This is a genomic window from Gemmatimonadota bacterium, assembly GCA_016713785.1.
Taxonomy (GTDB): Bacteria; Gemmatimonadota; Gemmatimonadetes; order Gemmatimonadales; family GWC2-71-9; genus JADJOM01.
Window position 1 is genome coordinate 394,030 of record JADJOM010000001.1, and the last position, 24,131, is coordinate 418,160.

At 72.4% G+C, this 24,131-nt stretch carries 22 protein-coding genes; 20 read left to right on the top strand and 2 right to left on the bottom strand.

What is annotated here, in order from left to right; all coding sequences use genetic code 11:
• The first annotated feature begins 175 nt into the window (after positions 1-175).
• The 3 genes from IPJ95_01695 to IPJ95_01705 all read left to right on the top strand — a co-directional run bounded on the left by IPJ95_01695 (position 176) and on the right by IPJ95_01705 (position 4,264).
• The gene (locus IPJ95_01695) at positions 176-1,639 is read left to right on the top strand and encodes a DUF4384 domain-containing protein (protein ID MBK7922327.1); all 1,464 of its coding nucleotides are present in this window, start codon (positions 176-178) and stop codon (positions 1,637-1,639) included.
• A 94-nt stretch (positions 1,640-1,733) separates the two neighbouring features.
• A complete protein-coding gene (locus tag IPJ95_01700) occupies positions 1,734-3,293 on the top strand; it encodes a M20/M25/M40 family metallo-hydrolase (protein ID MBK7922328.1) in 1,560 nt (519 codons plus the stop codon).
• A 71-nt stretch (positions 3,294-3,364) separates the two neighbouring features.
• Positions 3,365-4,264, top strand: a complete 900-nt coding sequence (locus IPJ95_01705) for a DMT family transporter (protein ID MBK7922329.1) — start codon at positions 3,365-3,367, stop codon at positions 4,262-4,264.
• Positions 4,265-4,268: 4 nt separating this feature from the next.
• Here IPJ95_01705 and IPJ95_01710 read toward each other — a convergent pair whose 3' ends face one another.
• Positions 4,269-4,631, bottom strand: a complete 363-nt coding sequence (locus IPJ95_01710; protein MBK7922330.1) for a carboxymuconolactone decarboxylase family protein — start codon at positions 4,629-4,631, stop codon at positions 4,269-4,271.
• Positions 4,632-4,708: 77 nt separating this feature from the next.
• Here IPJ95_01710 and lepA point away from each other — a divergent pair, with 77 nt between their 5' ends.
• From lepA to IPJ95_01760, 10 genes are all read left to right on the top strand, one after another.
• Complete coding sequence (gene lepA / locus IPJ95_01715) at positions 4,709-6,508, top strand: elongation factor 4 (protein ID MBK7922331.1); 1,800 nt, start codon at positions 4,709-4,711, stop codon at positions 6,506-6,508.
• 2 nt (positions 6,509-6,510) lie between these two features.
• Complete coding sequence (locus IPJ95_01720) at positions 6,511-7,506, top strand: glycosyltransferase family 9 protein (protein ID MBK7922332.1); 996 nt, start codon at positions 6,511-6,513, stop codon at positions 7,504-7,506.
• Between the two features lie 69 nt (positions 7,507-7,575).
• On the top strand, positions 7,576-8,556 hold the full coding sequence (locus tag IPJ95_01725) for an ROK family protein (protein ID MBK7922333.1): 981 nt from the start codon (positions 7,576-7,578) through the stop codon (positions 8,554-8,556).
• Positions 8,553-9,551: a hypothetical protein gene (locus tag IPJ95_01730; GenBank protein MBK7922334.1), complete on the top strand. Its 999-nt coding sequence runs from the start codon at positions 8,553-8,555 to the stop codon at positions 9,549-9,551. The genes IPJ95_01725 and IPJ95_01730 overlap by 4 nt, the downstream gene beginning before the upstream one ends.
• Positions 9,548-10,459 (top strand): sensor histidine kinase, encoded by a 912-nt coding sequence (locus IPJ95_01735; protein MBK7922335.1) that lies wholly within the window; start codon positions 9,548-9,550, stop codon positions 10,457-10,459. The genes IPJ95_01730 and IPJ95_01735 overlap by 4 nt, the downstream gene beginning before the upstream one ends.
• On the top strand, positions 10,456-10,992 hold the full coding sequence (locus IPJ95_01740; GenBank protein ID MBK7922336.1) for a hypothetical protein: 537 nt from the start codon (positions 10,456-10,458) through the stop codon (positions 10,990-10,992). The genes IPJ95_01735 and IPJ95_01740 overlap by 4 nt, the downstream gene beginning before the upstream one ends.
• Positions 10,989-12,137 (top strand): PLP-dependent transferase, encoded by a 1,149-nt coding sequence (locus IPJ95_01745; GenBank protein MBK7922337.1) that lies wholly within the window; start codon positions 10,989-10,991, stop codon positions 12,135-12,137. The genes IPJ95_01740 and IPJ95_01745 overlap by 4 nt, the downstream gene beginning before the upstream one ends.
• A gap of 97 nt (positions 12,138-12,234) precedes the next feature.
• A complete protein-coding gene (ftsE, locus tag IPJ95_01750; protein MBK7922338.1) occupies positions 12,235-12,924 on the top strand; it encodes a cell division ATP-binding protein FtsE in 690 nt (229 codons plus the stop codon).
• Positions 12,921-13,790, top strand: coding sequence for an ABC transporter permease (locus IPJ95_01755; protein MBK7922339.1), 870 nt, complete (start codon positions 12,921-12,923; stop codon positions 13,788-13,790). Before ftsE ends, IPJ95_01755 begins: the two co-directional genes overlap by 4 nt.
• The gene (locus IPJ95_01760; GenBank protein ID MBK7922340.1) at positions 13,783-15,000 is read left to right on the top strand and encodes a peptidoglycan DD-metalloendopeptidase family protein; all 1,218 of its coding nucleotides are present in this window, start codon (positions 13,783-13,785) and stop codon (positions 14,998-15,000) included. Before IPJ95_01755 ends, IPJ95_01760 begins: the two co-directional genes overlap by 8 nt.
• Before the next feature lie 6 nt (positions 15,001-15,006).
• Here the strand turns inward: IPJ95_01760 and IPJ95_01765 are convergent, their stop codons facing one another.
• Positions 15,007-16,446: a diguanylate cyclase gene (locus IPJ95_01765; protein ID MBK7922341.1), complete on the bottom strand. Its 1,440-nt coding sequence runs from the start codon at positions 16,444-16,446 to the stop codon at positions 15,007-15,009.
• Between the two features lie 71 nt (positions 16,447-16,517).
• Between IPJ95_01765 and IPJ95_01770 the strand changes: the two genes are divergently transcribed.
• The 7 genes from IPJ95_01770 (at position 16,518) to IPJ95_01800 (ending at position 23,736) form a co-directional block, all read left to right on the top strand.
• Positions 16,518-17,408 (top strand): deoxyribonuclease IV, encoded by an 891-nt coding sequence (locus IPJ95_01770; protein MBK7922342.1) that lies wholly within the window; start codon positions 16,518-16,520, stop codon positions 17,406-17,408.
• 32 nt (positions 17,409-17,440) lie between these two features.
• Positions 17,441-18,037, top strand: a complete 597-nt coding sequence (locus tag IPJ95_01775) for a hypothetical protein (GenBank protein MBK7922343.1) — start codon at positions 17,441-17,443, stop codon at positions 18,035-18,037.
• A complete protein-coding gene (locus IPJ95_01780; GenBank protein ID MBK7922344.1) occupies positions 18,034-18,711 on the top strand; it encodes a matrixin family metalloprotease in 678 nt (225 codons plus the stop codon). Before IPJ95_01775 ends, IPJ95_01780 begins: the two co-directional genes overlap by 4 nt.
• 157 nt (positions 18,712-18,868) lie before the next feature.
• Positions 18,869-20,719, top strand: a complete 1,851-nt coding sequence (locus IPJ95_01785) for a phosphoenolpyruvate carboxykinase (GTP) (protein MBK7922345.1) — start codon at positions 18,869-18,871, stop codon at positions 20,717-20,719.
• A gap of 117 nt (positions 20,720-20,836) precedes the next feature.
• Complete coding sequence (locus IPJ95_01790) at positions 20,837-22,117, top strand: HD domain-containing protein (protein MBK7922346.1); 1,281 nt, start codon at positions 20,837-20,839, stop codon at positions 22,115-22,117.
• Positions 22,118-22,123: 6 nt separating this feature from the next.
• Positions 22,124-23,113, top strand: a complete 990-nt coding sequence (locus IPJ95_01795; GenBank protein ID MBK7922347.1) for a hypothetical protein — start codon at positions 22,124-22,126, stop codon at positions 23,111-23,113.
• A 32-nt stretch (positions 23,114-23,145) separates the two neighbouring features.
• The gene (locus tag IPJ95_01800) at positions 23,146-23,736 is read left to right on the top strand and encodes a hypothetical protein (GenBank protein ID MBK7922348.1); all 591 of its coding nucleotides are present in this window, start codon (positions 23,146-23,148) and stop codon (positions 23,734-23,736) included.
• Positions 23,737-24,131: the final 395 nt, after the last annotated feature.

The window sequence follows — 24,131 nt, forward strand, 5'->3', positions numbered from 1 at the left end:
GGGGCTCAAGTCAACGCGGACACCGAGTGTCCGGGAGTGAGGACACTCCCGGGTAGGGTTCCGATCGGCAACGAGGGCACAGGTCATTGTATGGCAACAAGATAGCGGATTCTGCTTTGCTGGCACATGGTCTGCTCTGGTGCCTCCCGTCCACTCTGTTGTCCCTGGAGGCCACATGTCCGCCGCCCTGCTTCTGGCGCTGACCGCCCTCACCATCAGCGGTCCAGCCCCCACTCCGACCCCCCCGGATGCGATCATCGCCCGGTGGGTACGGGGTACGTCCACCGACCGCCCCCGCATCAATGTCTGGCTCAACCGTGATGACGTCTACAATCGCGGGGACAACGCCCGGGTCTACTTCAAGAGTGACCAGGACGCCTACGTGACCATCCTCCGGGTGGATACGGACGGCCGCATCCGCGTTCTGTTTCCGATCGACCCCTGGGAGGACAACTGGGCCCGCGGCGGCCGGACCTTCGAGGTCCTGGGCCGGGACCGGGACGAGGCCTTCCGCGTCGATGACTACCCCGGCGTGGGCTACCTCTTCGCGATCGCCTCGGAGGACCCGTTCAACTACGACGACCTGGTGCGCGGCGATCACTGGGACTACCGGGCGATTTCCGACGGTCGCGTGCGCGGCGACCCCTACGTGGCCGTGGCGGACCTGGCGGAGCGGATCGGCCAGGAGGACGCGTATGACTACGACGTCGCGGAGTACAACGTGGAGCGGCATTACGACTACCCGCGCTTCGTCTGCTACGACTGCCACACCTACGCCAGCTGGCGGTACTGGGATCCCTACAGCCACTACTGCTCGCGGTTCCGCATCGTGATCTACGATGACTGGTACTACTACCCGTACCGCCACTATCGGGGCGGGACCGTGATCGTGCGGCCCTACCGGCCCGGCCCGCGGTACGTGTTCAAGGACTACGACCAGCGCAACGACTACATCACGCGCGTGGCGGAACGGCCCCGGGTGCCGGAGGACCGCCGGCCCGTCATCGACCGCGACCGGACCAGCGCCGACGTCGGCGGCCGGGGCAGCGTCCCCGCGCCGGTCTCGCCCCGGCGCCGCACCGGTGAGCCGGCCACCCCTGGCGCCACGTCACCCAATGCCACCCCGCGGCGGCGGACCCCGGAGGCGGGCACCCCCACGGCGCCCCAGTCGGACGGCAACCGCCGCCGGCCCAGTGACCAGCCGAGCGCACCCCAGGCGCGGCCGGAGAGTTCGAGCGAACCGCGCCGCCGGAACGAGCCGGACCAGACCCGGGAGCCCGCTTCGACCACCCGGGAACAGCCGGGGAGCGGGTCGACGCCCCGGCGGCGGCCGAGCGGCGAGAGCGGCGGCGGGCTGCGCGACACCGGGGAAGACCGGGACAACGGCAACGGCGCGCGGGAGAGTGCTCCACGCCGGAGCCCCGTGGAGAGCCAGCCGCGTGACAGCCGCGGCTCCCAGGACAATGGCAGCGCGCGGGAGCCGCGCCGGGATACCCCGAACGATGCGCCGCGCTCCACCCCGCGGGAAGCGCCCCGCTCGGCCCCGCCGGCCGCGCGGCCACAGTCGGAGCCCCGGGCCCAGCCGTCCCAGCCCCGGAGCACCGGGCAACCCGAGCTGCGGCGCCGGCGTCCCAACTAGCCGGATCGAAACCCCGATGAGCGCCCGGTCGTAGCACCCCGACCGGGCGCTTATCTTTGGGCGCGCCTTTCCACCACCCCAGCACAGGACCATCATGCGACCGGCATTGTCTGCCCGACTTCTCCTGCTCGCCGCGGCGGCGCCGCTGGCCCTCGCGGCCCAGGCCGCCCCGGCCGCCCCCGCTCTGCGGCGCGCCGCCGCCACCATCACCGCCGCGGACGTGCAGCGGCGGATCAACATCATCGCCGACGACTCCATGATGGGCCGCAACACGCCGAGCCCCGGCCTGGAGATGACGGCCCAGTACGTGGCCGATGAGTTCAAGCGGTTCGGCCTCAAGCCCGCGGGCGAGAACGGCACCTGGTTCCAGCGCTACACGATTAGCCGGCGCCAGATCGACCCGGTCAACTCCCACGTCGGGCTCATCGTGGCGGGGCAGCACGTGCACGCCGAGCTGAGCAAGGATGCCCGATTCGCCTTCGGCCGGGTCCCCAAGGAGGAGCTGCACCTGCCCGCGCTCCTGCTGGGCGGCGGCTTCACCGCGGAGGAGGCCGGTGGGCTCCAGGCCGCCGGGAAGGCCGTGCTGGTGGTGATGGACTACAGCAAGCCGCTGACGCCGGCGTTCCAGCAGTCGCTGACGGCGCTGCTCCGCACCGGCGCGGCCGCGGTGCTGCTCCTGTCCAACCGCGACTCGGTGGCCTTTGCCCAGCGGGTGGCCAACCAGGCCCAGGTGCGGGTCGGGGTGGACGGCCTGGAGGAGGATGGGGTCCCGGTGGTCGAGGTGCACGAGCGCGCGCTCGGCCCCGCCCTCACCGCGGCCGGCATCGCGCCGGCGGAGATCCGGGGCTCGGCCACGGCGGTGATCCGGGACCTGCCGGGCCTCACCGTGGGTATCGGCCTGGTGGAGCGGGTCCTCGAGGCGGCCACCGCGCCCAACACCGTGGGCCTGCTCGAGGGCAGCGACCCCAAGCTCAAGCACGAGTACGTGGTCTTCTCCGCCCACATGGATCACGTGGGCACCGCCGGCGGCGGCCAGTGCCAGGCGCGCGGCGGCGACAGCATCTGCAACGGCGCCGATGATGATGGCTCCGGCACGGTGGGCGTGGTGGAACTGGCCGAGGCGTTCAGCCAGCGCGGCGTCCGGCCGCGGCGCTCGGTGCTCTTCCTGACGGTGAGCGGCGAGGAGAAGGGCCTGTTCGGCAGCTCCTACTTCGCGTCCCACCCCACGGTGCCGATGGAGAACGTGGTCGCCAACGTCAACATCGACATGATCGGCCGCAACTGGCCCGACACCATCGTGGCGATCGGCCGGGAGCACTCCGACCTGGGCGAGCGGCTGGCGCGGGTGCAGGCGGCGCACGCCGACCTCAACATGGCGGCGATCGACGACCGGTGGCCGGAGGAGAACTTCTACTTCCGCTCCGACCACTTCAACTTTGCCCGGAAGGGCGTGCCGGTCCTGTTCTTCTTCAATGGCGTGCACCCCGACTACCACCAGGTCTCGGACTCGCCGGACAAGATCGACGCCGACAAGGAGTCGCGGATCCTGCAGCTGCTCTTCCACCTGGGCCAGGAGATCGCCAACAACCCGGCACGGCCCAAGTGGAACCCGGAGAGCTACGACAAGATCGTGGAGAAGAAGCCGGCCACCTGAGCCGACCGGGGCGGCCGGGGGATCACCCGATCCCCCGGCCGCGCCACTGCCGGACCGCCTTACCTTCCGGCATGCCTCACCGCCCCTCGCCCCTGCTGGGCATGGTCCTGACCGTCCTGTTCTGGGGCGGGAACTTCACCGCCACCAAGCTGGCGCTTCCCTTCATCCCCCCACTGGCCTTCACCGCCCTCCGCTTCACCGTGGGGACGGCGCTGCTGTGGCTGCTGCTGCGGAGACTGGAACCGGCGCACGACCTCCCGGCGGAGCTCCGCTGGCCGGTCGTGATGCTGGGCCTCGTGGGCAACACCCTCTACCAGCTCTGCTTCATCCACGGGCTGGCGGCCACCACCGCGATCAACACCTCGCTGATCCTCTCGGCGATGCCGACGGTGGTCACGGTGACCGCCGGCGTGCTGGGGCTGGAGGTGATCACCGGCCGGCAGCGCTGGGCGCTGGCGCTGGCCACGGTGGGCGTGGTGGTGGTGGTGGCCTCGCGGGGGCTCGACGTGCGCCACGGCGACTGGCGGGGGGACCTGCTGATCCTGGCGGCGGTCGGCTGCTGGACGGCCTATACCCTGGGGCTCCGGAGGATCTCGGGGCGGGTCTCGGCCCTCGGCGTGACGGCGTGGACCATGCTCACCGGCACCCCGGTGCTGCTCGTGGCGGGCCTCCCGAGCCTGCTGCGCACCGAGTGGCACGCCGTCCCGGCCACGGCCTGGGGCGGGCTGGTGTACTCCACGCTGCTGTCGCTGGTGGCGGCGTACCTGCTCTGGAGTCGGGCGGTGCAGCAGATCGGGGCCTCGCGGGCGGCGCTGTTCACCTGCGCCACGCCGCTCATCGCCACCGCCATCGCGACGGCGGTGCTGGGCGAGCGGCTCACCGGCTGGCACCTGCTCGGGGGCGCGCTGATCGTGGGCGGCGTGCTGCTGGGCAACGCCCAGTTCCGGCGGCCGATCCCGGCCGAGGGCTAGGCGCTCAGGCGGCGGGGCCGGCCAGTTCCTCGAGCCTGGCCATGGCGCGGCGCAGGTGGGGGATCACGATGCTCCCGCCCACGACGAGCCCCACCGAGAAGATCTCGAGGAACTCCTCGCGGGTGGTGCCCTCCTCGTGGCAGCGCACCACGTGGTAGGTGATGCAGTCGTCGCAGCGGAGCACCAGGCTCGAGACCAGCCCCAGCATCTCCTTGGTCTTGGTGCCCAGGGCGCCCGGTTCGTAGCAGCGGTGGTCGAGCGCGAAGAACCGGTTGATGGTCAGGTGGCCCGCGCCGAGGATGAGGTCGTTCATCCGGCTGCGGAAGGCGTTGAAATCGGCCAGGGAGCCGGTCGGGGTGTCAGTCATGGGAAGGGAAGCTAGGGGACGGGGCGCCGCCGGGGAACGCCCCCCGGGGCCTCCCCCTACCCCTTATCTTACCCGCCATGCGTCAGGCCCGAATCCGGAATTTCTGCATCGTCGCGCACATCGACCACGGCAAGAGCACCCTCGCCGACCGCCTCATCGAGGCGACCGGGGCGGTGGAGAAGCGGCTCATGCGCGAGCAGCTCCTCGACACCATGGACCTCGAGCGTGAGCGGGGCATCACCATCAAGCTCAACGCCGTCCGCATGGCCTACCGGTCGCGGGACGGGCAGGACTACGAGCTCAACCTGATCGACACCCCCGGCCACGTGGACTTCACCTACGAGGTGTCGCGCTCGCTCGCCGCGTGCGAGGGCGCGATCCTGGTGGTGGACGCCTCCCAGGGGGTGCAGGCCCAGACCCTCTCCAACCTCTTCCTGGCCATGGACGCCGGGCTCGAGATCATCCCGGTCCTCAACAAGATCGACCTCCCCGGCGCCGAGCCCGAGCGGCGGGCCCAGGAGATCATGGACCTGATCGGGTCGCGCCGGGAGGAAATCCTGAGCGTCTCCGCCAAGGAGGGGACGGGGATCCCGGCGCTGCTCGAGGAGATCGTCCGCAAGGTGCCGGCGCCGGCGGGGAAGCCGGACGCGCCGCTCCGGGCGCTGATCTTCGACTCGTACTTCGACCGCTACCGGGGCGCGATCCCGAGCATCCGCGTGGTGGACGGCACGGTGCGGAAGGGGATGGAGATCGCCTTCGGCGCGCATCCCGACGACGTGTACACCGTGGATGAGGTGGGCTACCTGCAGCTGGGCCAGCGGCCCACCGAGTTCCTCGAGGCCGGCGAGGTGGGCTACCTGGTGGCCAACCTGCGCACCGTCTCCGACACCCGGGCCGGCGACACCGTGTTCGACGCCCAGGACCGGGCCCGCGAGCTGCTCCCGGGCTACCGTGACGTGAAGCCGATGGTCTTCGCGGGGCTCTACCCCACCGACAGCGACCAGTACGAGCCGCTGCGCGACGCGCTGGCCAAGCTCAAGCTGAACGACGCCAGCCTCCAGTACGAGCCGGAGACGTCCACCGCGCTGGGCTTCGGGTTCCGCTGCGGCTTCCTGGGCCTGCTGCACATGGAGATCGTCGGCGAGCGGCTGGAGCGGGAGTTCAACCTCGACCTCATCACCACCGTCCCCACGGTGGAATACAACGTCTACCGCACCGACGGCAGCATGATGCTGCTGGAGAACCCGACCAACCTCCCCGACCCGGCGGAGATCTCGCGGATCGAGGAGCCGTACGTGAAGGCCCGCATCATGGCCCCGTCGGAGTACATCGGCGGCATCATGAAGCTGGGCACCGACCGGCGCGGGGTGTACCACGGGATGAAGTACCTCGACACCAGCCGGGTGGAGTTCGACTTCGACTTCCCGCTGGGCGAGATCGTGCTCGACTTCTTCGACAAGCTGAAGGGGATCAGCCGCGGCTACGCGGCGATGGACTACGAGCTGGCCGGGTACCGCGAGTCGGACCTGGTGCGGCTCGACATGCTGATCAACGCCGAGACCGTCGACGCCTTCAGCGTGATCATCCACAAGGACAAGGCGTACGAGTACGGCCGCAAGATCGCGGAGAAGCTCAAGGAGCTGATCCCGCGGCAGCTGTTCGTGGTGGCGATCCAGGCGGCGATCGGCAACAAGATCATCGCGCGGGAGACGATCTCCGCCCTCCGCAAGGACGTGCTCGCCAAGTGCTACGGCGGCGACATCACCCGGAAGCGGAAGCTCCTGGAGAAGCAGAAGGAAGGCAAGAAGCGCATGAAGCAGCTCGGCCAGGTGGAGATCCCGCAGGAGGCCTTCCTGGCGGTGCTGCAGGTGGACTGAGCGTGCGCCCGGGGCGTGCCGTCGTCCTCCAGACCGCGCACCTCGGCGACGTGGTCCTGACCATCCCGCTGCTCCGCCGCCTGGCGGAGCGGCACGGCCCCGTGGACGTGGTGACCACCCCCGCCGCCGCGCCGCTCCTGGCCGGCCAGCCAGCCGTCCACGCCGTCATCCCCTTCGACAAGCACGCCACCGACGCCGGCCCGCCGGGCCTGTTCCACCTGGCACGCCGGCTCCGCGCCGGGGCGTATCAGGTGGCCTGGCTGCCGCACCGCTCGGTGCGGAGCGGGCTCGCGGCCTGGCTCGCCGGCATCCCGGAGCGGGCCGGCTTTGCCGGGAGCCCCGGCCGGTGGTGGTACACCCGGCAGGTGCCGCTGCCCGCGACGGGCCACCAGACGACGCGGCTTGCCGCGCTGGCGGGCGCGGTGCCGGAACCGCCGCCCTGGTTCACGGTGCGGCCCGAGGACCAGGCCCAGGCCGACGCCTGGCTCGCGGCGCAGGCGATCCGCGGCCCGTTCGCGGTGCTGGCGCCCGGGGCGCGCTGGGGCACCAAGCGCTGGCCCTGGTTCGGCGAGCTGGCCGCCGCGCTGCCGCTCCCCTCCGTGGTGATCGGCGGCGCGGACGACCAGGCGCTGGCGGCGGCCGTGGTCGCGGCGGCGCCCCGCGCGACAGGGGCGGCCGGCGTGCATGGCCTGGGCGTGACGGCGGGCATCATCGCCCGCGGCGCGGTGGTGGTGAGCAACGACTCGGTGGCGCTGCACCTGGCCGGGGGCCTGGCGCGGCCGGCGGTGGCGCTGTTCGGGCCCACGGTGCCGGCCTTCGGCTTCGGCCCCCTCGGCACCACCGACGCGATCGTGGAGCATCCCGCCCTCCCCTGCCGCCCCTGCTCGCCCCATGGCCCGGCCACCTGCCCGCTCGGGCACCACCGCTGCCTGCGGGCGATCGGCGTGCCCGCCGTGCTCGCCGCGGTGACCGCCCGGCTGGAGGCCGCGCGGCAGTAGAGAGAACCCGCCGGCGGCCCTATCATTCTCCGGTCCCGGATCACGCCGTCTCCCCCAGCCCCCGCTCCCATGCGCTTCATCGTCGGCATCGACCTTGGCGGCACCAACATCGTCTCGGGGTGCGTGGCCGAGGATGGCAGCGCGCTGCTCGGGGCGCGCAGCGAGCCCACCGGCGCGGACGAGGGTCCCGACGCGGTGGTGAAGCGGATCATCCGCTCGGCGCAGGCCAGCATCGCCGCGACCCGGGCGGAGGTGCCGACGGCCGAGATCATCGGCGCCGGCATCGGGTCGCCCGGCCCGCTCGACACCCGCACCGGCATCGTGCTCCTCACCCCCAACCTCGGCTGGGTGAACATGCCGCTGCGGGCGCGGCTGCAGGAGGGCCTGGGGCTGCGCACCGCGCTGGACAACGACGCCAACTGCGCGGTGCTCGGCGAGTGGTGGATGGGCGCGGCGCGCGGCACCCGGCAGGCGCTCGGGCTGACCATCGGGACGGGCATCGGCGGCGGGATCATCATCGACGGCCGGCTGTACCACGGGGCCTCGGACATCGCGGGCGAGATCGGGCACATGACCATCGACGCCAACGGCCGGCGCTGCAAGTGCGGCAACTACGGCTGCGTCGAGGCCTACGCCTCGGGCCCCAACATCGCGCTGCGCGCGGTCGAGGCCATCGAGAGCGGCTCGGTCACCAGCCTGGCGAGCTACGTCGGCGGCGACCTCCGCCAGGTCACGGCCCAGACGGTGTACCAGGCCGCGCAGGCCGGCGACGAGCTGGCGCTCGAGGTGGTCAAGGACACGGCGAAGTTCCTCGGCGCGGCGGTGGGCAGCCTGATCAACATCTTCAACCCCGAGGCGGTGGTGATCGTCGGCGGGGTCACGCTGGCCGGCGAAAGCCTGTTCGAGCCGCTGCGGCGCGAGGTGAGCCGGCGCGCCTTCAAGCCGGCGGTGCAGGTGTGCCGGATCGTCCCCGGGGAGCTGACCGGCCTGGCCGGGGTGTACGGCGCGGCGCGCGCCTTCCAGGAGCAGGTCGAGGCGGGGATCGTGTGACGGCATCGGGGCCGACCGCCCGGCGGCGCCTCGGCGTCCTCGGGTCGCTGGTGTGGGACGAGATCCACGGCCGCGATCCCGCCGCGCCCGCGGTGGAGGAGTGGGGCGGGATCGCGTACGCCCTGGGTGGCTTCGAGGCCGCCCTCGACCCCGGGTGGCAGGTGGTGCCGCTCATCAAGGTCGGGCACGACCTGGCCGACGAGGCCGCCGGGTTCTTCCGCGGCCTCACCCGGCTGGTGCCCGGCGGCCGCGGCGTGCTGGTGCCGGTGCCCAACAACCGCGTCACGCTGCGGTACAGCTCCGCCGAACGGCGCTGTGAGCGGATGTCGGGCGGGGTGCCCGGCTGGACCTGGGCGGAGCTGGGCCCGATGGTGCGCGACCTCGACGCCCTCTACCTCAACTTCATCTCGGGCTTCGAGCTCGAGCTCGGCACGGCGCAGGCGCTGCGGCAGGCCTTCCCCGGCCCCATCTACGCCGACCTGCACAGCCTGCTGTTCGGGATGCCGCAGGATGGCGTGCGGCACCTCCGCCCGCTGGCCGACCCGGCGGCCTGGCTCGCCTGCTTCGACGTGGTCCAGATGAACGAGGACGAGATGGCGATGTTCGGGCCCGACCCGCTCTCGGTGGCGGCGATGGCGCTGGCCGCCGGGGTCCGGCTGCTGGTGGTGACCCTGGGGCCGCGCGGCGCGGTGTACGTGGCGGCGCCGGGCTTCGACGGCTGCACCCCGCCGGGCGCCCCGCGGGCGGCGCGCGGCGCGGAGACGGCGGTGCGGACCGCGCTGGTGCCGGCGCCGGTGGTGGAGGCGCTCGACCCGACCGGGTGCGGCGACGTCTTCGGCGCGGTGCTGGCCGCCCGCCTGGCCGCCGGGGCGCCGGTCGAGGCGGCGCTCGCGGAGGCCAACCGGCTGGCGGCGCGCAACGCGTCGCTGCGGGGCGCGGGGCGGCTGGGCGGGCTGCTCCGCGGGGAGCTGGTCCACGCGGGGAGCCCCGGATGACCCGGATCGTCGAGATCCCGGCGTTCTTCGACGACCGGAGCTTCGAGGGCTTTGCCCAGGCGCTCAGCGCCGGGCCGCTCACCGACAAGCTGCTGTTCGACGCCCGGGGCGCCCAGTGGAGCTCGCCCTACGGCTTCGTGGCGATGCTCACGGCGGCCCAGGCGGTGCACGAGGCCGGGGGGCCGAAGCCCCAGTTCACCGTCCCCGCCGCGGAGGAGGTGCGCCGCTACTGGGCCCGCACCGGCTTCTTCCGCCACCTGGCCGAGCTGGTGGAGGTGGCCGGCAAGCTGCCGCGGGTCAAGGTGGAGGAGCAGTCCGACGTGCTGCTCGACGTGACGCCGGTCCGGGCCTCCGAGGACGTCCACGCGGTGGTGGGGAAGATCCAGTCCGCGGCGTCGCGGATCCTGCACGGGGAGCTGGGCCTCGAGGCCAAGGCCACGATGGGATTCGCCATGGCACTTTCGGAGGCATGTCAGAATATTGTGGAGCATGCCGGGACCGGCGGCTGGGTCTCGGTGCACGCCTACAGCTTCCGCAAGCGGCTCCGGCGGCGGGTGGTGGTGATCGCGGTGAGCGACGCCGGGGTGGGGTTCCGCCGCTCGCTCGAGCCCACCCAGGCGCGCCGCTTCGGCGACCGGTGGGGCGACGGCGCGGCGCTCGAGGCGGCGGTGATCCAGAACGTGAGCCGCTTCCGCGACCCGGGCCGCGGCCAGGGGATCGCGGGGATCAAGCGGTACCTCGCGCGGTGGGAAGGCAAGCTCACCATCCGCAGCGGCACCGCGCGGATCGCGATCGTGCCGCCGTGGGACGATGACAGCCCGATGCTCGAGCACCTCGCCGCATTCCCGGGCGCCCAGGTCCAGATCGTGATTCCGGCTCAGCAGGACGAGCCACAGGACGACGCATGAGGCAGACCATCCGGGTCGAGCGGCTCCTCCGGGAGTCGGTGGAGACGCCCTACTGCAACCTGGTCACCCGCACCACGGGGCGGCTGGTGCGCAGCAGCATCGCGCGGGAGCTCGCGGCCGACGACGCCCCGCTGGCCCTGCTCGACTTCAGCGACGTGGGCCTGGTGGACTTCAGCTGCGCCGACGAGATCATCGCCAAGCTGCTGCTCGACCCGCCCACCGGCGCCTACCTGGTGCTGCAGGGGCTGGGCGAGGAGCAGCTCGAGGCCATCGAGCACGTGCTGCAGCACCACGAGCTCGCCGCCCTGGTGCACGACCCCGCGCACGGCGGCGCCCGGCCGGTGGGCCGGGTGAGCCCCGACCTGCGCACCGTCTTCTTCCACCTGCGCGAGGCGGGGCCCTCCACCGCCGGCGGCCTCGGCGCCCGGATGGGCTGGGCGCCCGGCCACGCCGCCGACGTGCTCGACACCCTGGTCCGGCTGCGGCTTGCCCGCGTCACCGACGGCCTCTACGCCCTCCCCTTCGACACATGAAGCGCAAACCCGGCCTCGCCACCCTCGCCGTGCACGGCCCCCCGGCCCGCCGGGGCGACTGGCTGCCGGTCAGCACCCCGATCTACCAGAGCAGCACCTTCACCAACCCGGTGGGGAGCGGCGAGGAGGTCATGTACACCCGGTACGGGAACAACCCGAACCAGGTGAGCCTGGCCACGCGCTACGCCGCCCTCGAGGGGGCGGAAGCGGCGCTGTTCGTCTCCAGCGGCATGGCCGCCACCGCGCTGGCGCACCTGGCGGTGCTGCGGCCCGGCGACCACCTGCTGGCGAGCAGCTGGATCTACGGCGGCACCCGCCGCCTGTTCGAGGAGGAGTTCGGGCGGCTCGGCATCGACGTGAGCTACGTGCAGCCGGACCAACCACGGATGTGGCGGCGGTCGGTGCGCAAGAGCACCCGCGCGGTCTTCGTCGAGACCCCGACCAACCCGCTGATGCGGGTGCTGGACCTCACCCCGATGGCGCAGATCGCGCGGGACTCCGGGCTGGCGCTGCTGGTGGACGCCACCTTCGCCAGCCCGATCAACTACCGGCCGCTGGAACACGGGGCCGACATCGTGATCACCAGCGCCACCAAGTACCTCAACGGCCACAGCGACGTCATCGCCGGGGCGGTGGCCGCCTCCGGCTCCATCGTTGAGGAAGTGACCCGCCTGATGACGCTGTGGGGCCAGGCCCTCGACCCGCACGCCGCCTGGCTGGTGGAGCGGGGGATGCGCACCCTCGAGCTCCGCATGGCGCGGCACAACGAGAACGGCCTGGCGGTGGCCACCTGGGCCGAGCAGGCCGACGGCATCACCCGGGTCTGGTACCCCGGCCTCCCCAGCCACCCCGACCACGCCTTCGCGGCCGAGGTGCTCGCCGGCTTCGGCGGGATGGTGGGCCTCGAGCTCAAGGGCGGCACCCGCGCCACCGAGCGCATGCTGCGCAAGCTCAAGCTCATCACCCACGCCCCGAGCCTGGCGGGGGTGGAGAGCCTGGTGTCCGAGCCCCGCCACACCAGCCACGTGGCCATGACCGAGGCGGAGCGCGCCCGGCAGGGAATCCCGGACGGCTTCATCCGGCTCTCCTGTGGCATCGAGGACGCGGCGGACCTCATCGCTGACCTGGCCCAGGCGCTGGGGTAGGCGGCTCGGCGCACCGACGCTCCGCCCTTACCGCCCTACCGCCCTTACCGCCCTACCGCCCTACCGCCCTCCCGCCCGACCCTCCTATCTTCCCCGCGTGATCCGCTTCTCGCACGTCTTCAAGGACTACCCCAAGGGCGCGGCCCTGAAGAACGTCTCCCTCCATATTGCGAAGGGCGAGTTCGTCTTCCTCACCGGTCACTCGGGCGCAGGCAAGTCCACCGTGCTCAAGCTGATCTACGGGGAGCTGCGCCCCTCGAGCGGGGACGTGCGGGTGTCGGGCTTCAACATCGCGGAGCTGGACCAGACCGAGCTGCCCCGGCTGCGCCGACGGCTCGGCATCGTGTTCCAGGACTTCCGCCTGCTCGAGGACCGGACGGCGGAGGAGAACGTGGCCTTCGCCCTGGAGGTCACCGGGGCCCGGGCCGACAGCATCCCGGCGCGGGTGATGCGGGTACTCACCCAGGTGGGTCTCGCCGCCAAGGCCTCCGCGTACCCGCAGGAGCTCTCGGGCGGGGAACAGCAGCGGGTGGCGATCGCCCGGGCGCTGGTGAACGACCCGACCATCCTCGTGGCCGACGAGCCCACCGGCAACCTCGACGAACGGGCCACCCGCGGGGTGTTCCAGCTCATCCGCGAGATCAACGCGGGCGGCACCGCGGTGGTGATGGCCACCCATGACCTCGACCTGGTCAAGCAGACCACCTACCGGACGGTCGAGATGCGCGAGGGCGCGGTGGTGTTCGACTCGGGCGTGGACGACGGCACGGAGGAGGCCCCGGCATGAGGCTGCTCATCCGCGAGGCGCTGCTCGCCTTCCGCCGCGCGCCGCTGCTCTCGGCGCTTTCCATCACCACCATCGGCTTCTCGCTCTACGCCGTGGGGCTGTTCGCGCTGGTGGCGGTGAACCTGCGCGAGGCGCTGCGCGGGGTGGAGCAGCGGGTGGAGGTGGTGGCCTACCTGCTCCGCGGCACGCCCCCCGAGACCATCGCCCAGGCGTCGCAGGACATCGCCGCCTTCCCCGAGGTGGCGCGGGTGACGTTCGTGAGCGAGGACGAGGCGCTCAAGCGGGCCCGGGCCGAGCTGGTGGAGTTCCGCGACGCGTACCGCGACCTCGCGGTGAACCCGCTCCCCGCCTCGCTCGAGATCCAGCTCAAGGACGGCTACCGCACCGGCGAGCACACCGCCGCGGTGGCCGACCGCCTGCGCGGCTACAGCTTCATCGACGACGTGCGCTACGGCCGCGAGTGGGTGGAGAAGCTCGACCGGCTGCGCACCATCGCCGGCATCGTGGGGCTCACCATCGGCCTCGCCTTCGCGGCGGTGGCCGTGGTGATCATCGGGGTGACCATCCGGATCACGGTGCTGCAGCGGTCCCGGGAGATCGCCATCATGCGGCTGGTGGGCGCCACCCGCGGCTTCATCCGCGGGCCCTTCCTGCTCGAGGGCGCGCTCAAGGGCCTGTTCGGCGGGCTGGTGGCGATCGGCCTCTCCTACGGCACCTACCTCATGTTCCGCGGCCAGATCGAGCTGGCCACCTCCGGCATCGTCTTCCTGCAGCCGCCCCAGCTCGCCATGGGCGTGCTCTTCGGCGTGGCCATCGGGCTGGGGGGCAGCCTGGTGAGCGTGGGCCGGCACCTGCGGAATGTCTAGCGCGGCGGCCCGACCGTCCGGGAGCGCGGGCCGCCTCGCGTGGCGCCTGTGCCTGCTGCTCTCCGCGCTCGCCGCCAGCAGCGCGCCCCTGCTGGCCCAGAACGACCTCGAGGATTCCCGCCGCCGCCTGGAGGAGATCCGCCGCGAGCGGGAGCGCCTGGAGCGGGAGCGCACCCGCATCCGGGGCGAGGTGCACGACCTGGGCGAGGAGCTCGACAACCTGGAGCGGCAGCGGCGGAGCACCAACCGGATCGTCAACGAGCTCGAGAGCCAGATCGGCGGGCTCAATTCCCACGTGGACCAGTCCAGCGCCTCGCTGGCCCTGGCGCAGGACAACCTGGCCGAGAAGCGGGCGGTGCTGTCGCGCCGCCTGGCGGAGATCTACAAGCGGGGGCGGTTGTACACCTTCGAGGTGCTGGTGGCGGCGCAGTCCTTCGGCGACCTGCTCTCCCGCTACAAGTACCTCTACCTCCAGTCGCGGCAGGACAAGTCGCTGCTGGCCGACGTCGAGAAGCTGACCATCCAGGTGGAGCGGCGGCGCCGCGAGATCCTGCAGGTCCGCACCCAGCTCGACCAGAGCCGGGAGGAGCGGGAGGCGGAGCTGCGGCGCTACTCCAACCTGGTGGACGAGCGGGCCAGCCGGCTCAACGAGGCCCGGCGCACCGCCCGCACCACCGAGCAGCGGCTCTCCGCCCTGGAGCGCGATGAGACGCGCCTCAACGACCTGCTCGCGGAGCTGGAGCGGGCGCGGCGCACGACCCAGCCCCGGGTGCCGGCGGCGGGCGCCGGGCCGGCCACCCTGACCACCGCCGACATCGGCAAGCTCGACTGGCCCGTGGATGGGCCGATCCTCACCCGCTTCGGTCCCGAGACGCTCGGGTCCGGCGCCACGATCGTGAACAACGGCATCCGGATCGGGGCACCGGAAGGCACCTCGGTCCGGGCGGTGGAGTCCGGCACGGTGGAGCGGGTGCAGGCGCTGGGGACCTACGGACTCACCATCTTCCTGGCCCACGGCAACGGCTACCGGTCGCTCTACATGCAGCTCACCGACGCCAAGGTGGCGGCGGGCGAGAAGGTGACCAAGGGGCAGGTGCTCGGGACGGTGGGCGGCGGGAACAGCGACCAGGGACCGCACCTCGAGTTCCAGATCCGCGGCGAGGACGGCATCGCGCTCGACCCGGCCGACTGGCTCAAGCGGCGGCGGTAGGCGGGGCTAGGCGGTGACGGTGTCCGCGGTGCCGATGCGGCCGTCGGTCTGGGCCTTGCCGCGGAGCAGGGCGGCCTCGACCAGGGCAAAGAGGTCCTGGGTCTCGCTGGCGGCGGGATGGGGAAAGCTGACGATGCCGGCGGAGAGCGCCGGCCGGTCGTCGCGGCCGAGGTCGGGGAAGTCATGGGCGTCGATGCGCTCGCGCACCCGGCCGATCGAGGCGCGCGCCCCCACCAGGTCGGTCTCGGGCAGCAGCAGCGCGAACTCGTCGCCCCCGTAGCGGCTCACGAAATCCGGCGCTCGGACCTCCTTGAGCAGCAGCCCGCCCAGTTCCGCCATCACCCGGTCCCCCACCACGTTGCCGAACTGCTCGTTGTAGCGGCGCAGGTGGTCCACGTCGAGCAGCACCAGGGAGAAGGTGAGCGCGTAGCGCCGCGCCCGCTGGAACTCCTCCTGGATGCGGCGGTCGAGGGCGTCGAGGTTGCCGCAGCCGGTGAGCATGTCGGTGGCGAGCGCGCTGGCCTGGCGGCGCGCGACGCCGGCCCGGCGCTCCTCGTTCTCCAGCATCCGCGCCGCGGCCCGCAGCAGCCGCTCCGCGAAGCCGAGCTGCTCGGCGGTGAGGGGCGGGTCCTCGCGGCGGGTGCGCAGCAGGAAGACGCCGGCGGGCTTGCCGTGCAGGTTCACCGGGATCACCGCCACGCTGCGCACGTCGGCGGCGACGCCCAGGTCCTTCCACACCGGCCGGATCTCCTCGAAGAAGGCGTGCTGCTCGAGGTCGGGGATGAAGACGGTCTTCTCCGTGCGGAGGGCCTCGCGGATCTCGGGATACCGGTAGAGGTCGACCCGGAGGTCCCGGGTGGCGGGCTTCTCGCACACGGCCACCACGCGGCCGTACCGTTCCCAGGGCGAGGCGAGGAGGAACGAACAGCGGGGCAGCTCCAGCGCCAGGCCGACCCGGCGGACCAGGGTCTCGACGATGGTGTCGGAGCGGAGGGCCGATGAGAGCTCCTCGAGGATGTCGAACATCAGCTCCTGGCGCCACACCACGGCCCGCTCCGGCGCGGGGCTGCCGGCGCGCCGGAGCCGGGCCGCGACGCGGGCGGTGAGCTCCTGCAGGTGTACCGGGGCCATCATGGCATCGTCGGCACCCATCAGCAGGGCCTTGGCGGCGCCATCGGGATCGTGCTCGCCGAGCACCACCACCCGGGGGATCGCGTACCAGGCCTCCCCCGCCAGCGTGGTCAGGGCCTGCTCCAGGTGCGCATCGGCCTTGCGGGCGGTGAGCAGGACCAGGTCGGGGGCCGCCGCGGGGGGATGCTCGCCCGCCGTCCCCTCGGCCTCGAGCAGGTGGTACCCCCCGCGCGCCAAGGCGCGCTCCAGCCCGGTGGGGCGTGAAGCGGCATCGCCGAGCAGCAGGATCCGGCGCGGAGCGGGGGTGTCAGTCACGTGTATGAGGGGTCCCGGCGTGGCGGCGGGAATCGTAGCCGGACCAATGATCCTGTCAAGGAAATCCGAACATGAACACGTCCCCCGCGGCGGTCGCGGAGATGCTTGGCGCCCACGTCTCGACCCAGGGCGGGGTGCAGACCGCCCCGGCGCGGGCCGAGGCCATCGGCGCCACTGCGCTCCAGCTGTTCACCAAGACCCCGAACCAGTGGCGCGAGCCAGTGATCACGCCGGCGGTCCGGGAAGCCTTTCGGCAGGAGGTCGAGCGCACCGGGATTCGGGCGCTCGTGTCGCATGATTCATACCTGATCAACCTCGCAAGTCCTGATGCGGAGCTAAGTAAGCGCTCCGCCGCGTCTTTCACCGCGGAGCTGACCCGGTGCGAGAGCCTCGGCATCCCGTACGTGGTGTCGCATCCGGGCAACTATATGGATGATTCATCCCGCGGTTTGGCCCGGAACGCCGAAAACTACGCCCGCTGCCTGGACCAGGTGCCGGGCCGGGTCATGGTCCTGCTGGAGACCACCGCCGGCACCGGGACGGCCCTCGGGGCGCGGTTCGAGGAGCTGGCGGCCCTGCGCGAGGCCATCCCCGCGCCGCATCGCGACCGGGTCGGGTTCTGCGCCGACACCTGCCACCTGTTCTCCGCTGGGTACGACCTGCTGCATGATTATGACGGGGTCTGGACCCGGTGGGAGGCGTGCCTCGGGCTCCAGCACCTGCGCTGCCTGCACCTCAACGACTCGAAGACGCCGTTCGGGTCGCGCCGGGACCGCCACGAGCTGATCGCCGAGGGGAGCCTCGGCGCCCCGCCCTTCCGCCGCATCATGACCGACCCCCGGTTCGACGCGGTGATCAAGATCCTGGAGACCCCCAAAGGCGAGGACATGGTGACCCTGGACCGCAAGATGCTCCGGCGGCTGCGTGCGTATGCCCGGGCCGGCCGGCGTCCCCCACGTTGACCCTCCCCCCTTCGGACGGCATCTTACGCGCCATGCGATTCCTTCCCGCAGCCCTGACGCTCGCGCTCCTGGTCCCGGCCACCGCCGCCGGCCAGGCCCGTTACAGCCTGACCCTCGGCGCCACCGGCGGCACCCGCCTCGCGACCGACCGGATCTTCCAGGACATCCAGGTCACCCAGGCGATCGCGCCGACGATCACCCTGGGGGCCTCGCTCCCCGTTTCCCCCCGTGAACGGGCGGGGGTCGAGGTGGCCCTCGGCTTCGGCCAGACCCGGATCAAGGAGTCCGGCCTGGCCACCGCGGACGGCCCCGGCTTCCGGACCCTCTCGGTGACGGGCGGCGTCCAGGGGCCGGTGTTCGGCCCGATCGGTTACCGCTTCGGTGCCGGCATCCTCAAGTACCTCCCGGATAAGGAAGGAATCTTCCGGCAGGGAGGGCCCACGCTGCTGGTGCTCTCCGGCGGGGCCGACATCCGGATCCCGATCCCGGCGCCAGTGGGCATCGTGGCCCGGATCCGCTACGACTACCAGCGCTTCAACACGGACGAACTGCAGGCGACCGGCTTCGCGCGCACGCAGGATGTGCACCGGGTCGGCGTCGGCCTTGGCATCGAGTACCAGCGCAAATGACCCGACTCCAGCTTCTCGGCGCCGCCGGCGTCGCCGCCGTGCTCGTCACCGCCGCCTGTTCCGACATGGTGGCCCCCACCCGCGGCACCCGCTATGACTGGCGGCTGGTCGTCCCGTACGACAGCGCCGGCCCGCGGGTCGACACCCTGAGCTTCCACTGGCCGCGCAACCGCCTGCCGGTGCGCATCTGGGTGGAAGACCAGTACAACCTCCCCGCGCGGGTCCGCGAGGGCATCGGCCTGTGGAAGGGCGCCCTGCTGTATGGCGAGTGGGACGCGACCGTGGTGCAGGATTCCACCACCGCCGACGTGATCATCCGCGCCATCCAGCCGCCGCCGCAGACCCTGCCCGCCCCGCCGCTCCGGCTGGGCGGGGCCGTGCTCTCGTGCGAGGGAGCGACCGATCTCGATACGGTGAGCACCCGGTTCGAGCTGGCGGTCCCGGTCCGGGCCTACGTCTTCCCCACCCTGCCCAACGCCCCTGACCTGACCCAGTGCCTGCGCACCGTCACCGCGCACGAGCTGGGGCACACCCTCGGGCTGTTCCAGCACTCCACGGACAGCCTCGACCTCATGTTCACCACCCCGGTGGCTACCGGCCTCACCGAGCGGGACTTCGGCACCATCAACAACGCCTACCACTATCCGGCGGACATGCTGCCCATCGGGCCCTGAGGGGCCCGGCGGCTGCATAATTTCCCAAGTATTGCCCCCGTGGCCACCCGCTGCCGAAATTCCGGGCTCCTGAGCGGGTGGCCGCGGCGCGTCCGGCCCGGCCCCGCCCCTTCCCTCTGAGGAGCATGGCATGACCGCCACGGCCGAGCCGCGGAGCATGGAGCTGAATTGTCCCGAGTGGGTCACCAGCGCGCGGGTGCGCGCCTGGGTCGCGGAGATCGCCCAGCTGACCCAGCCGGACCGGATCCACTGGTGTGACGGCTCCGAGGCCGAGAACGAGGCGCTGCTCGAGCAGATGGTGCAGACCGGCACCCTCACGCGGCTCAACCCCGCCCGGCGGCCCGGCAGCTTCCTGGCCCTCTCCGACCCCACCGACGTGGCCCGGGTCGAGGACCGCACCTTCATCTGCAGCCAGCGGCGGCAGGATGCCGGCCCCACCAACAACTGGGTCGACCCGCGCGAGATGCGTCTCACCCTGCGGCGCCTGTTCACGGGCAGCATGCGGGGCCGGACGATGTATGTCGTCCCGTTCAGCATGGGCCCGCTGGGCTCGCCGTTGGCGCACGTGGGGGTGGAGCTGACCGACTCGCCCTACGTGGTGGTGAGCATGCGGATCATGACCCGCATGGGAAAGGGCGCGCTCGAGGCCCTGGGCGAGGGAGAGTTCGTCCCCTGCGTGCACAGCGTGGGCCGGCCGCTGCTGCCGGGCGAGACCGACGTGCCGTGGCCCTGCAACCGGGACGACAAGTACATCGTGCACTTCCCGGACGAGCGGAGCATCTGGTCCTTCGGCAGCGGGTACGGCGGCAACGCCCTGCTCGGCAAGAAGTGCTTCGCGCTCCGGATCGCGTCGGTGATGGGCCGCGACGCCGGCTGGATGGCGGAGCACATGCTCATCCTCGGCATGCAGAGCCCCGAAGGCGACAAACGCTACCTCGCCGCCGGCTTCCCCAGCGCCTGCGGCAAGACCAACCTCGCCATGCTGCTGCCGCCCAAGGGCTGCGAGGGCTGGAAGGTCACCACCCTGGGCGACGACATCGCCTGGATCCGGCCCGGGCCCGACGGGCGGCTCTACGCCATCAACCCCGAGGCGGGGTTCTTCGGCGTGGCCCCCGGGACCTCGGAGAAGTCGAACCCGATCGCGATGGCCACGATCGCCAAGAACACCATCTTCACCAACGTGGCGCTCACCCCCGACGGCGACGTCTGGTGGGAAGGGATGACCGACCACGCCCCGCCGGAGCTCACCGACTGGCAGGGCCAGCACTGGACCCCGGGGAGCGGCCGCAAGGCGGCGCATCCCAATGCCCGGTTCACGGCGCCCGCGTCGCAATGCCCGTCGATGGACCCGGAGTGGGAGAACCCCGACGGGGTGCCGATCAGCGCCTTCCTGTTCGGCGGCCGGCGTGCCTCGCTGGTGCCGCTGGTGGTGCAGGCGGTGAACTGGAACTTCGGGGTGTACACCGCGGCCACCATCGGCTCCGAGACCACCGCCGCCGCCACCGGCCAGGTGGGGCAGGTGCGCCGCGACCCGATGTCCATGCTGCCGTTCTGCGGCTACCACATGGGCGACTACTTCAATCACTGGCTGCAGCTGGGCCGCCACATCGTGGACCCGCCGCGGATCTTCTGCGTCAACTGGTTCCGCAAGGACGCCGAAGGGAACTTCATCTGGCCGGGGTACAGCCAGAACCTCCGGGTGCTCAAGTGGATCTTCAACCGGGTCCGCGGCCAGGGGGGCGCCACCGAGAGCCCGCTGGGCTGGATGCCGCGCTACGAGGACATGGACTGGACCGGGCTCGAGGACTTCGGCCCCGAGACCTTCCGCGACCTCATGTCGGTCCCGCGCGAGGCCTGGAAGCTCGAGGTGCTGGGGCACCAGGAGCTGTTCGAGCGGCTGTACGACCGCATGCCCAAGGAGTTCATCCTCATGCGCGAGCTGCTGCTCTCGAGCCTGTGGCGCTCGCCCGAGGAGTGGAAGCTCGCCCACGAGACCGAGGACGATTAGGCGGCGCGGCGGCGCGGCGGTCCGGGGGAACCCGGGCCGCCGAACCGCCCCGTCGCGCGGCCCCCCGCGTTTCCCGGCCCTCGTCTGCCCCCCGTCCTCCTGCTAGCTTCCCGCCCCATGGGCGACTTCGACGTCATCCGCGATCCCCTCTGGGACAACATCCGCCTCGACCCGCTGACCACCACGGTGCTGGATACGGCACCGATGCAGCGGCTGCGCTACATCCGGCAGCTGGGTCACGCCTTCCTGGTCTATCCCGGCGCCACGCATACCCGCTTCGAGCACGCCCTCGGCGCCTTCCACCTGACCCGGCGCGCGCTGGCCGCCCTCGAGGAGCGGGGCGAACTCACCGTGGTGCCGGCGGAGCAGCAGCTGGCGGCCCGGCTGGCGGCGCTGCTGCACGACATCGGGCACTATCCCTTCTCCCACGCCCTCGAGGAGGCCGGCTTCCCGAGCCATGAGCGGCTGGGGGTGGCGCGGCTGCACCGGGAGCCGCTGGCCGCCGTCCTCGCCGAGGCGGGGCCGCCAGGCCTCGCCGACCGGGTGGGGGAGTTCATCACCGGCCAGAGCCGGAGCCCGCTCAAGGGGCTCATCTCCGGCTCCCTCGACCTCGACAAGATCGACTACCTGAGCCGCGATGCCCGCATGTGCGGGGTGCCCTACGGCGCGGTCGACGTGGACCGGCTGCTCGCCTCGCTCACGCTCATCGAGACGGCGCCGGGGCGCCTGGAGCTCGGGGTCCAGGAAAAGGGCATCAGCGCGCTCGAATCACTGCTGTTCGCCAAGTACCAGATGTACCGGAACGTGTACTGGCATCACGCGGTGCGCAGCGCCACCTGCATGTTCAAGCGCGCGGTCCGCGCCGCCGTCGCCGCCGGCGCGCTGGCCCCCGATGAGGTGGCCGACGCCACCGACGACGGCCTCACCGAACGGCTGAGCGCGGTGGACCGCACCGGCCTGGCCCGGGCGGTGCCCGCGCGGCGGCTCTACAAGCGCGCCCTCGACCTCCCCGCCAGCGAGGTGCCCCCCGAGGCCGAGCCCTGGGTCCGCGAGCGCCCCGACCTGCTGGAACGGGTGGAAGACCGGCTCGCCACCGAGCTCGGCCTCGCCCCCGGGGAGCTGCTGCTCGACTTTCCGAGCAATCCCTCGATGCTCGCCGTGGACCTGCCGCTCCGCACCCGCACGGGCGCCATCGAGCGCCTGACGGGGGAAGGCGTCGCGGGACAGTTCGGCCTGCCGCGGGTGGCCGACGCGCTGTACCGCAGCGCCCGCCGCCTCCGGGTCTTCGCCGCGGCCCCCCTCACCCGCGACCTCACCCCGCTTCGCGACCTGGTAGCGCTCCCCCCCGCCGCCGTCCAGGATCAGCTCGACCGCGGCGGCGCACTGCTCCCTCGCTGAGGTCCCATGAAAGCGCTCACGGTCCTGGCCTGGGTCCTGTTCGGGATCGATGCCCTGCTGGTCCTCAACCTGTGGCTCATGAAGAACATGGGCGACGACGCGGCTGGCCGCGGGATGGCCACCGGCTTCGCCATGCTGCTCACGCCCATGGTCCTGGCCCTCGGCGGCCTGCTCTTCTGGGCCACGCGGTCGGGCTCCCGGCCGGGCGTCCTGCTGGCGCTCGCCATCCTCGGCCTCCCGCTGTGGATGGGCATCGCCAACTACGGCAAGGAGCTCAAGCAGCAGTTCTTTCGCGGGGCGCGGCGGCGCCAGGAGCTGGCCTATCCGGACCCGAAGCTCTCGGCCATTGCCCGCGCGCTGCGGGACAAGGATCCGGCGCGGGTCCGTGCGCTCGCGGCGGGCGCGGCGCTCGACTGGAACGCCCGCAACAGCGAGGGCATGACGATCCTGGGCTTCGCGGTGAACCGAGTGGTGGACATGTACCGCACCCCGCAGGACGTGGAATCGGTGCGGATCCTCCTCGAGGCCGGTGCCCCACCGGCCAGCGACATCCTGGGGACCGACAAGGTCCTGCTCGAGTGGGTCCTCGGGGGGAATGCCCAGGAGGCCTACGACCTCCTGCACCTGCTGTTCAAGGCCGGCGCGGACCCGAACGTCACCACCATCGACGCCGGTGACCGCCGGCCGCTGCTGTTCATCAGCTACATGGACCCGCCCGAGCTCCGGATCTTCGTGGGGCACGGCGCGAGTCTCGAGGCACTCGATACCCGGCCCGACCAGCTCGGCTGGACCGTGCTCATGCAGGCGGTGAGCAACGGCGACTGGCCCACCGCCCAGTTTCTGCTCGAGACGGGCGCCCGCACCGACGTGGTCGCGGCCGATGGGCGCACCACGCTGGAGACCATCCTGGCCGACGCCACGCAGGGATACCAGCGCGACGCCGCGGGCTACGATGACTTCATCCAGGCACTGGCCAACCGGCGGGCCGGGCGGTGAACCCGGGCGGCGCGTCGGAGGAGCAGCGCCGCGTGCTGGCCGCGTTCCCGCCGGCGCTGCGGCGGCTGGTCGAGGCCGAACTGGCGGCCGGCAACGGCATCGCGCACGCCGGGGGCGGCTTCCCTGCCCCTCCGGCCGGCGCGCAGATCATGCTCACCGCCCACCTGCGCACCGACCGGTCGGCCCTGTCGGGGCTGGCGGTGCGCGAGCGGAACAGCTCGCTCAACCACCTCGAGATCACTGACGAGTCGGGGTTCTACTGGGTGCTGACCCCACCGCTCCCCCCACCCGAGCCACCGGACATGGACGCCATCCGGCGGCAGCACGAGCCGCCACCGCTGCCCCCGCCAGCGCTCCCCCTGGGCGGCGCCGGCGATGAGCGGCTCGAGATGGACCTCCGCGGTGAGACCCTGGTCTACCACCGCGAGGGGCGGACGGCGCACCTGGCGTGGACCTATACCCAGGGACACCGCGTGTACCGTTCGAGCCTGCGGGAGTGGGTCGGGCCAGGACGGGGGGTGACCAAGCCGCTCACGAGCGACGAGCGGGAGGCCGTGCTGCAGCGGATCGTGCGCCTGGCGCAGGGCCACCTCGGCCTCAGCAACATCCGGATCGAGGAGTGACCGGCGGCGCTCCACATGTCAGCCGGATGACAATGCAGTGAGGACCGTCCCGGGGCTCTTGCGCCCCGACCAGGCATTGCCCACCATCGAAGCACGCCACCCTTCGAGTGCCGCGTGCTCCCAGGCTGCTTCTTCTGCGATGCCCCGCTGGGCCGGGGGGGGGCCGGGGGGGGGGGGGGGGGGGGGGGGGGGGGGGGGGCGGGCGGGGGGGGGGGGGGGGGGGGGGGGGGGGGGGGGGGGGGGGGGGGGGGGGGGGGGCGGGGGGGGGGGGGGGGGGGGGGGGGGGGGGGGGGGGGGGGGGGGGGGGGGGGGGGGGGGGGGGGGGGGGGGGGGGGGGGGGGGGGGGGGGGGGGGGGGGGGGGGGGGGGGGGGGGGGGGGGGGGGGGGGGGGGGGG